The sequence below is a fragment of the Deltaproteobacteria bacterium genome (genome assembly GCA_018668695.1).
Taxonomy (GTDB): domain Bacteria; phylum Myxococcota; class XYA12-FULL-58-9; order XYA12-FULL-58-9; family JABJBS01; genus JABJBS01.
The window spans coordinates 22,098-31,818 of the sequence record JABJBS010000304.1; the positions used below are offsets into that span (position 1 = coordinate 22,098).

At 49.3% G+C, this 9,721-nt stretch carries 7 protein-coding genes, 1 tRNA gene and 1 pseudogene; 5 read left to right on the plus strand and 4 right to left on the minus strand.

Annotated features, from left to right (window positions below; all coding sequences use genetic code 11):
- Positions 1 to 7: 7 nt before the first annotated feature.
- Complete coding sequence (gene crcB / locus HOK28_16390; protein ID MBT6434678.1) at positions 8 to 391, plus strand: fluoride efflux transporter CrcB; 384 nt, start codon at positions 8 to 10, stop codon at positions 389 to 391.
- A 180-nt stretch (positions 392 to 571) separates the two neighbouring features.
- On the opposite strand, the gene HOK28_16395 is transcribed toward crcB, so the two are convergent.
- The 4 genes from HOK28_16395 to HOK28_16410 all read right to left on the minus strand — a co-directional run bounded on the left by HOK28_16395 (position 572) and on the right by HOK28_16410 (position 5,606).
- On the minus strand, positions 572 to 766 hold the full coding sequence (locus HOK28_16395; GenBank protein MBT6434679.1) for a hypothetical protein: 195 nt from the start codon (positions 764 to 766) through the stop codon (positions 572 to 574).
- Positions 767 to 851: 85 nt separating this feature from the next.
- Complete coding sequence (locus HOK28_16400; protein MBT6434680.1) at positions 852 to 2,165, minus strand: PhoH family protein; 1,314 nt, start codon at positions 2,163 to 2,165, stop codon at positions 852 to 854.
- A 36-nt stretch (positions 2,166 to 2,201) separates the two neighbouring features.
- Positions 2,202 to 4,355: a GGDEF domain-containing protein gene (locus HOK28_16405; protein ID MBT6434681.1), complete on the minus strand. Its 2,154-nt coding sequence runs from the start codon at positions 4,353 to 4,355 to the stop codon at positions 2,202 to 2,204.
- Between the two features lie 216 nt (positions 4,356 to 4,571).
- A complete protein-coding gene (locus tag HOK28_16410; GenBank protein MBT6434682.1) occupies positions 4,572 to 5,606 on the minus strand; it encodes a hypothetical protein in 1,035 nt (344 codons plus the stop codon).
- 50 nt (positions 5,607 to 5,656) lie between these two features.
- Here HOK28_16410 and HOK28_16415 point away from each other — a divergent pair, with 50 nt between their 5' ends.
- The 4 genes and pseudogenes from HOK28_16415 (at position 5,657) to HOK28_16430 (ending at position 9,620) form a co-directional block, all read left to right on the plus strand.
- Positions 5,657 to 6,295 (plus strand): hypothetical protein, encoded by a 639-nt coding sequence (locus HOK28_16415; protein ID MBT6434683.1) that lies wholly within the window; start codon positions 5,657 to 5,659, stop codon positions 6,293 to 6,295.
- A gap of 335 nt (positions 6,296 to 6,630) precedes the next feature.
- Positions 6,631 to 6,924: pseudogene (locus HOK28_16420) on the plus strand (hypothetical protein).
- A gap of 96 nt (positions 6,925 to 7,020) precedes the next feature.
- A tRNA-Ala gene (locus HOK28_16425) sits at positions 7,021 to 7,096 on the plus strand.
- A gap of 325 nt (positions 7,097 to 7,421) precedes the next feature.
- Positions 7,422 to 9,620, plus strand: coding sequence for a hypothetical protein (locus tag HOK28_16430; protein MBT6434684.1), 2,199 nt, complete (start codon positions 7,422 to 7,424; stop codon positions 9,618 to 9,620).
- Positions 9,621 to 9,721 lie beyond the last annotated feature (101 nt).

Below are 9,721 nucleotides of genomic sequence, written 5' to 3' on the forward strand. Positions count from 1 at the left end.
TTAGCCCATGAATCATTTAACGATGCTTGGGTTGGTTGGAATCGGAGGCGCAGTTGGTGCCTGTTCTCGATATCTAATCACTCTAGGCTGTACGGCTCTGCTGGGAAAAGCTTTCCCATTTGGAACACTCCTCGTGAATGTTGTGGGATCCCTCGGCCTCGGTGCGCTGATGGCTGCTCTCGAACAAGGCATGCTCAATGAAATCCCCTGGCGCCCGCTGGTCACAGTGGGGTTCTTTGGCGCTCTCACCACCTTTTCTACCTTCTCTGTCGACAACATGATGCTGCTCCAAGACGGGGCATTCGTGAAGCTGGGCGTGAATATCGTCCTGAACGTCACGGTATGCCTCACCGCCGCCTGGGGCGGTTTTCAGCTGCTCATGCGAAGCTAAAATTCATTAGAAAATTTGCGTAAGAAGCCAACGAAGAGTCCTCTAAACTCTTTGAAGCTCCAAACTCATTGATGACAACCGGATAGTTCTCTAAGTCAAAGCGAGAAAGTGCAATGACTCGTCACGACTCGAATAGGTACGGATTGAAAAAGCCGTATTACGAAAGAAGCAAAGTCTTGCTTAAGAAGCAGAAGAGTCGCCGCGACCTTGGAAAATAGCTTCCATAGACACAACGTCTTTGTTCTCTTCAACATCTGCACATTTTTGGCGGTAAGCCTCAACATCAGCTGCAGTGATCAGACCTTCCTCGATGTGTCGTTGAATCAATCGAGTGTCATAAAGAACTTGGTCAGGAAGATTACGCTTAATAGCCATTAGAAATCCCAGGTAAAAGTCTTGGAGGGTCGTGCATATACGCCCCCTAGCGCCAATCCGTCAAGTAGTGCGGACATTAGCCCGATCAGAGTAGGTTTGCCGCTAATTCGGCCAGATCGCTACGCTCACCCTTGCTCAAGCTCACATGGCCGGCAATTCGCTCTTTTTGGAAGCGATTCACAACATGGACCAAGCCATTGTTGGTTGAATCAACGTAAGGATTATCAATTTGGTAGGGATCGCCAGTGAGAATAATCTTCGTATTATCTCCAGCACGGCTCAAAATCGTCTTCACCTCGTGGGGGGTCAGGTTTTGAGCTTCATCCACCACCATAAACTGATTCGGGATACTTCGGCCTCGAATATAAGTCAGTGGCTCAATTTCCAGAAGACCTAAGTCCATCAGCTCCGTATAGCTTCGACCCTGCTTTTTGTCTTGGCGACTGATCCCCATCAAAAACTCGATATTATCGAAAATCGGCTGCATCCAAGGTGTGAGCTTTTCCTCAACATCACCCGGGAGATAACCAATGTCTTTGCCCAAAGGAAAAATAGGACGCGAGACCAAGAGGCGCTGGTAAATACCTTCTTCAGTGACCTTCTGAAGGCCTGCGGCAATCGCCATCAGCGTTTTACCCGTACCTGCCTTACCCACGAGCGTTACCAGCTTCACATCGTCATCCATGAGGATATCCGCAGCGAAACTTTGCTCCTTGTTGCGAGGACGAATACCCCACATCCCGTCTTTGGGAAGGTTCACCGGCCGAATCACTTGCTCTTCAGTATCTACTTTACCAAGGGCTGTGTGCGTCGGGTTACACCGGTCACGCATCAATGCGAATTGGTTCGCGTAATAGCCTTCTTCTTTAAATGGAATTTCACCATCTTTGTAGAACTGATCGATGTCCTCACCGGACATGTCTACTTCATCAATGCCTGTGTAGAGCTCTTCAATATCCTGGCCTTCAGAATCATAATCCTTAACGACGAGGCCCAAGGCTGCAGCACGAATGCGCAGGTTAACGTCTTTGGTAACAAAGATAACTTTGGTGTCGGGCTCTTTTTCCTGCGCCTCAAGCGCGGTGGCCAAAATCATATTATCTGTTGAGTTACGGGACTTAAAACCACTTGGCAAATCACGCTCCGTAATGGCTACCTGCAAGGTGCCTCCCGTGCGCAACTCAATACCTTTGGTCATTTGAACGCCGTCGGTTCTCAAACCGTCAAGAACGCGCGCAATTTCTCGCGCGTTGCGACCCAGTTCAGATAGGTCTTTTTTAAAGGTATCGACCTCTTCGATCACATAAATCGGGATAAGAATATGATTATCAGCGAAAGCAAAAACAGCATTTGGATCGTGCAACAAAACGTTGGTATCCAGAACAAAGGTTTTTTTCATATTTAAGTCACAGTCTGATTCGACGCCCCAGCGACATCAAACAGCTTTCTTATGTTTGGGTTTAAGGTGTGACCACCATACAACTTGATCGCGCCCATTATGTTTAGCTTCGTACAATGCCTCATCTGAACAAACAGTCAACCTCGGTTTCGTGTCTGCATCGGTTGGGTAAGTGGCAATACCAAGCGACATCGTGCAGTTGAATTGCCCTACATCACTGTGAAAGTTCTCCGCTTTAATCTGCTTGCGAATACGCTCACAAATTGTGTTTGCCCCTTCTGACTCTGTTTCCTCCATCAAAATGGCAAATTCTTCTCCACCGTACCGTGCAACAACATCCGTGTTACGAGCACCCGACTCTAAAATACGCGCAACTTTGCGTAAAACCATATCGCCGACTGGGTGGCCGTGGGTGTCGTTGACCCGCTTGAAGTGATCGATATCGCAGAGTACCAAAGAGAACTTTCGCCCATAACGTTCAGCCCGTTGCATCATCGAATCAAAGAGCTCTTGGAAGTGTCTGTGGTTCACAAGGTTGGTGAGGCCATCTGTGGTCGCCAGCTGCTCCATACGTTCATACATCTGTGCGTTTGCAATCGCGATGGCTGCGTGGTCACCAATGACACGGACCATATCTGCGGCCTGCATGCTTAGAAACTCTTTACGCATGCTGCCGATAATCAGAGCGCCCACACCAACATGCTTCCAAAGTAGAGGGTAAACTTGGACGCCAGCAACTGGGATGCTGATTGAGTTGCCAAAGATACGTTGAGAGCGAGCTCGGGCCGTTCCGTAGGGTAAAGTGTGCTTGGCCTTAATAGCCGCACCGACAAGCCCCTGCTGCGCTTCGAACACCTCACCAACAAGCTCGCTGTATTCCGGCATTTCATGCCAATCGCAGGAAGCGATTCGCATTTGACCTTCCACTTCACCCGAGACGCAGACCGCTGCGAACTCGGCTCCAGTTACCCGCCGCGCAGCTCGCAATGTCACTTGGGCGACTTCATCCACCGTAAGCGCTGAGTTAAAATCTCGAAGAGCCTGATAAAAACGTTCTTTCTGGAACTTCTCTTGGTCCATTTGACTGAAGATTTGCTCCACTTGAACCGCGCGCATGGCTTCTTCAGCGATGGTCGTCATAACGTCCAGATCACCGTTATCAAAACTTCGACCGTCCACTCGGTCGGCCACCAAAATGCCGCGTAAATGTCCGCGCTCCATCACGGGTACGCCGATAAAGTCGGTAACCTTCTCTGGCTTATCGTAATAGACGAGCCCGGGGTGCCCCACGCGCATGTTTTGCAGCATGATGGGTTCCTTTTGCTTAGCAATCGCCCCCAACACGCCTTCGCCGATTCCAATCGGTCGTTCCTGCACATGGTCTGATTCACTGCGAAGCTCTTTGAGCCGCAACCGTTGCCCAGCAATATCAAGCCAAAATAAACCAACGGTATAAGGTTGCAAAGCTCTCTCAGCCACAGCCAGCACATTGTAGAGAGAATCGTGGATAGCTTGAACCGAGCTAATGGTGCGCCGGTTCGATAATTCTTCAGCTGTGAGATCACGGCTTTCGAGGCTCAGTGCTGAGGTTAATCTAAAGTCTTCTGCCTCGTCTGCAATGATAGAGAGCTGACTATCAATCTGGCGACGAATCGTAGACTTTTGCCGCACGACTTCTCCCCGCAAAAATACAGCGAAGAGAAAACTAAAAAGCGTGATGAAAGAGACGTGCGACATAAGCAGTCGCCAGCCCAGAGGTTCCGGCTGAAAATACCAAATCGCCGCTTCAGTGGCCATCAAGATGCCGATAAAGAGACTGGCTTCTTTCAAGGAATGAAAAGCGACCAAGAAGGCAACAAGCACATAGACCAGAGGATACAGAAGCCCAGATGGCCCGCCTGTAAGCTCAACCATTGCGAGGGTGCCCGAAACAAGGAGAAAGCCCAGCTCAAGAATTTGATGACCTGGAATATTTTGAGAGGCCGGAGTGTCGTCGGATAAACGCTTAAAGAGACGAAAACTTAAGACCGAACCCAGAAGCCCCAAGGCTAGTCCATGGAATAAACCAATGCCCTGCGGTCCTCGAAACAATCCCGCTGCACTCAGCACTAAGCCCGCGACGGCAATCCCGAGACCTGCGTAACGACGTGCGGCGTAAGAGACATTTCCCCATACCCACTGTGCTACCACAGATCCCTGTTGACGGCCGCCAATGCGCTGTCGTCTGTTACTCGCTGTTTTTCTACCCATAGTCACCATGAAAAGATGGCCAGGAATCCCCCAACACTTATATTTATTCTACAGCGATCCACTGCGAGCAAGCACTCAATGGAAACAAGTCGAGCACTTATATAAGTAGAGAAAATGTCTTATTTTGGGGATTAGTAAGGATTTACAAGTGCTTATCTAGTTTAAGAGATAATCGCTCGGTTTTTTAGGTTGACCGAAAAGTACGAGCAGCGCGTCTAAAGAGGCATGCGCTCCTTTGTAATCTGAAACTGCGAGCCGGTCTGAGGCTTGCCGAACCAATTCTTTAAACTTCAATCGGCGAAACTCTGGTAAGTTTTGCTCACGGCGAAGTTCATTCACACGACGAAAACGCTTCATCACACTCGCAAGGTCTGGCTCGACCTCAAGTGCCTTATTCATCAAAGCACATGCAATCCGAGCCGCCGGTCCGACTGCGTCGAGTTTTCGATAATTCGTAAAGTCAGACAAAAGAGATGAGGCATCCCCTAAATCGATAGGTCGAACAAGACGGCCATCGAGGACGACGCGTAGTTTTTCAACTGCTTCTAGATAAGTGACCTGCGAAACAGAGCCCGCCAATTCTGGACAGGAATCTTCAATCTCAGAGGAGTCGTAAGTGACACCAGCGAAGGGGTCTTGGTATTTCGGCAGATTCTCTGGCAAGCCAAACGCATCTTTAAGTGAGAACGCGAATTTCAGCGACTGGTTGAAAGCCATATTGGCCTTTTCAAGATCTCCCCGAGCCAGTGCAGTCGCACCCTTCTTCAGGTATTTTTCGGCCTGCATCTTTTGGCCAGGCGTAAAGGTCTCATCCCGCAGCCATTTTTCGATTCTTCGAAATTTGCCCATGGTAAAATCGGCATCCAGCGAAACACGAGCCAAAGAGCGATCCAACACCCCCATCCCGACGTAAACACCGCACCAATTCTTTTCAACCCAATGGCCTTCAACTTCGGAACGCGTTTTCCATGCATCTTCCTCTAAATCTAGAACGTGAATTCCTTCATTTTCTAGAATCTCAGAGGTATCTTTATACATGGCGTGGATGCGCCAGACCTTGACCCATTTCTTTTTACCTGTATTTGGATCGTCACAATGAACGGACTTTTGAGCCAACGCCATGGACGGCACCACAACATAAGCCAAACAGACCAAAACGAGCAGAGTCTTTGTCAAACCGATAAGCTTCAAAACGCTATCTCCCTGCGCTAGAATCAGCTCAACTTACGAACGAGGCAAGCATGCAAGCACATTTAAACAGATTCATCTTTATTGCACTCGCGATTTGCATTCAACTCCCTGGCCACTCTCTTCTTGCTGGCCCGGGCGGTTTTGGGGATTTAACGCCCCCAATTACCGAACTTAGCACGGCGAGCGTGAAGCGGTTGATCAAAGTCATCCCCGAGGTGGCCAAAGAGACGGTGGGCCAAAAATTCCAGTTTATGGGTCCTGGTGCCACAGGAGCCGGTGGTGTGGGGCAACCTCAAATGAGCCCAGAACAGATGGCAGCCATCAACGCGATTTACCAGAAACATGGCTTCACCATGGAGGAGTTCGTCATGCAAATCTCAGCATTGATGGCTACTTACTTCATTCTGGACCCTGAAGCCTTCGAGCGGGTACTACCAAGTAAAGACAATTTAGTGATTCAAGCCATGCTCAAAGATCCCAAGACAACTGAGAAAGAACGCGAGCGTGTTTTGGCACAAATCGAATATGTCCAAAAAAATAAGCAGCTTTTTCGGGCACAATTCGAAAGTACGACCAATGAGGCCAATAAAAAAATCGTAAAATCACTTTTAAGCTCGGTTCGTAAAGCATTCAAAATAGCTGAAAAAATCGCCATCGACGGGGCTACAAAGCCGAAAAATTTAAAGTAATCGGCAATTGACACGCCGCGACATGGGTGTTAGCTCGGCCTCAACTTTCAACCCCAGAGACCGGAGAACCCCCTATGGCTCCCAGCGATGATATGAAGCGTTATGCCAATGACCTATGGCAGCAGGCTATTGACCAAATAGACGAAGCCCGTGATGCCCTTTTAAAATCCCGCGATCGGTTTGAATCCGATATGCACCGCCTCCGCCAAGAGCGAGATCGCCTTCTGATCAAGCTCGGCGAGCAGACCCTTAAGCTGACCCGCAAGGATCAGTTGAAGGTTCCTAAAAGCGTTCAACAGACCATCGACCGTTTGAATCAGCTTCTTGATGAACTCATCGACAAGCCGCGTAAGCGTCAGACCCCTAAAAAGAAAGCGGCTTCAGCCAAAGCTTCTGCACCGAAGGCAGAAAGCAAGCCAGCTGCTAAAAAGGCCCCCGCAAAGAAGGCAGCAAAGAAAACTGCCAAAAAAGCGGCTAAGAAGGCAACCAAGAAGGTCGCTAAAAAAGCCACTAAGAAGGCAGCAAAGAAGGCCGTAAAGAAAGCGCCTGCTAAAAAGGCCACCAAAAAAGTAGCGAAGAAGGCCACTAAGAAAGCGGCCAAAAAAGTAGCGAAAAAAGTGACCAAGAAGAAGTAAGGATTAGACTGAGCCCCACTCACTAGATTTTTGGGGCTTGGGTCTTGCGCATTGCGCCGGGCGGCGTTAGTAGTGCAAACCTGAAAATGTGGGGCCGTAGCTCAGTTGGGAGAGCGTCTGACTGGCAGTCAGAAGGTCGTCGGTTCGATCCCGATCGGCTCCACCACTTCCCTCCCTTATTTAATCCGCAGCTTAAAACTCCCAAACCTCGGACGTTTTCTATAAGGCGCTGTGGATACCTGCGTCTAAGCATTACCCGATGATCTGCAACGCAATCATCCTGAATTTACGAATCCTACGCTACACCGCGGACTTTATTTAGCTCATCGACCTGGCCCGAACCTGACACTCCAACGCTCCCTTCCGTCCCCACTGAATATTCAGCTCGTGAGACCCGGATTGAACCGAACGCAACCAAACTTGCCGCGTCTCGCAATTCTTCCTATGCTTCACCTAGCTTCAAAGAACATTTGTCTCCACTGAGTAAAGGTATGAACTTGTCTCGAATGAGCCGCAGCCTCTTTATTGGACTAAGTACCATCGTATTCGGCTTATGCATGGGAGCATCTCTTCACGCCCAAGAACTGGCAACTCAATTTCGTCCCACAGCCTGGCCATCGGTTGGCGAGACCGCAAAACTTGGCCCTTTCACTGACTATATCGAAGATGCGACGGGGGCTCTCGAACTTGAGAACGTTAAACCTGGCGGCTCGCATCACAGCATGTGGATTCGACACGATGCCCAAACCCCAAACTTTGGTTTCACGAAGAGTGTTTATTGGTTTCGAATGCAAATGGAAGCACCGGCTGAGGCAACGCCAACTGCGTGGTTGTTACGAATTGCTTACCCACTGCTTGACCAAATCGATATTCACCTTCGTTGGCATGGTTTAGGCAGCGACGAAAGAACTCAGTACATTCAGCTTGGAGACAGCGTCAGATTTAGTGAGCGACAACTTAAGCACCGGCAGTTTCTAACACCTATTGAAGCACCCGAGGCTCAACTTGATATCTACATGCGCGTGGCCACCACGAGTAGTATGCAAGTCCCCATGGAGATCTTGGCGGAACGAGACTTCCTCATCACCGATGAATCCCGCGTGATTGCCTACGGACTTTTGTTTGGCAGCATGCTCATCATGATTCTCTACAACATCATTATTTTTCTCTGGACCCGAGAAGCCAACTACCTGACCTACTGTATTTATGCCCTTGGTCTGATGTTGCTCTTTGTGGCTCTAACAGGCCTCGGTTTTCAATACCTTTGGCCCGAAAGTTTGATTTGGCACGAGAAGAGCCAGGCTATCATTATACCTCTCACTCTTGCCGCCGCTGTTGCTTTCAACCGCTCCTTTTTGGCGCTTAAATCTCAAGCTCTCAACCTGGACAAATTGGGCTTTATTCTCTTTGCCCTCTGCATCCTCATCGGCTTCGTGAATTTTATCGCTCCGTATTCTCTCGGGATAAAACTCGGTATCGGTCTGCTTTTTCCAGCCTGCCTCTTTGTTATTTTTACTGGTTTCTATTTGTGGAAACGGGGTTACAAGCCGGCACGCTACTATCTCATTTCATGGGCTGCAGTGGTCATTGGTGCCTTTTTGATGGGACTCAATAAAGCCGGCGCCTTGCCGATGAATATGATCACCGACAATGCCCTTATCTTTGGTGCTGTAGCGCAATTGGTGCTCCTTAGTTACGCCCTCGCTGACAAAGTGAACCAGCTCAAAGCCGATAAAGAGCAGATCCAACGACACGCTCTCGCTGAACAAAAACATGCCGCGGACAAGCTTCAACTCGCACTCACGAAAGCCGAAGAGGCCAACCAATTAAAGAGCGAGTTTTTGGCCAACATCTCTCATGAATTACGCACACCTCTTAATGCCATCGTCAACCTCCCGGCAGGTCTCCTGAATCATTTTGAGACAACCTTTGTTTGGAGCTGTTCTATCTGTGCCGCTCAATTTCAATCAGAGAGTGGTCCTGCAGGCTTGGAAGATCCTGAGGAAAAACAAACTTGCCCCGACTGCCAAAAGCAATCGCTGGCGTGCAATGAGCAAGCAATCTTCACCGGAGATTCCTCCGAGCAGATCCACTTTCTCAAGCGCATCGAATCATCGGGTCGCCATCTGCTTGCCGTAGTCAACGACCTACTCGATATTTCAAAGCTCGAAGCAGATCACATGAAGATATACCCAGTGGAGGTAAACGTCTCTGATGTGCTCAGTGAGGTGGCAGGAACCATTCAATCACTCGCGGACGAGAAAAATGTCGAGCTGGTTTTCGAAGAGATTGAGCCAGATCTCCGTCTTGAAGCTGACCGGGTGAAAGTGGCGCAAATCCTAATCAACCTGATTGGTAATGCGATTAAATTCACACCGGCTGGTGGCAGTATCACCACCCGGGTTTGCCCTGATCTACTTGCAGACAACAACGCGCTGCGTTTTGAAGTTGCAGATACCGGCGAGGGCATCCCTGAAGAGTATCTCAACATTATCTTCGAAAGCTTTCGACAAGTTGATGGTTCACACACCCGTCAACATCATGGGACAGGCCTTGGGCTTGCAATTTGCAGCCGCTTGGTGGAGCTTCACGGCGGAAGAATCGATGTCGCCAGTACACCGGGACAGGGTAGCCGTTTTTGGTTCATCCTCCCTTTGGAAAACAACGCTTCTCAAGAGAAGCAGGGATGAGCATGGCAGCGCACTCAACAATAAGCTATGATAATATCGTTCGGTACACACCGGTAGGCGGGCAAGGATCTTACAAAGCATGAAGTTAACACGCTTTTCAA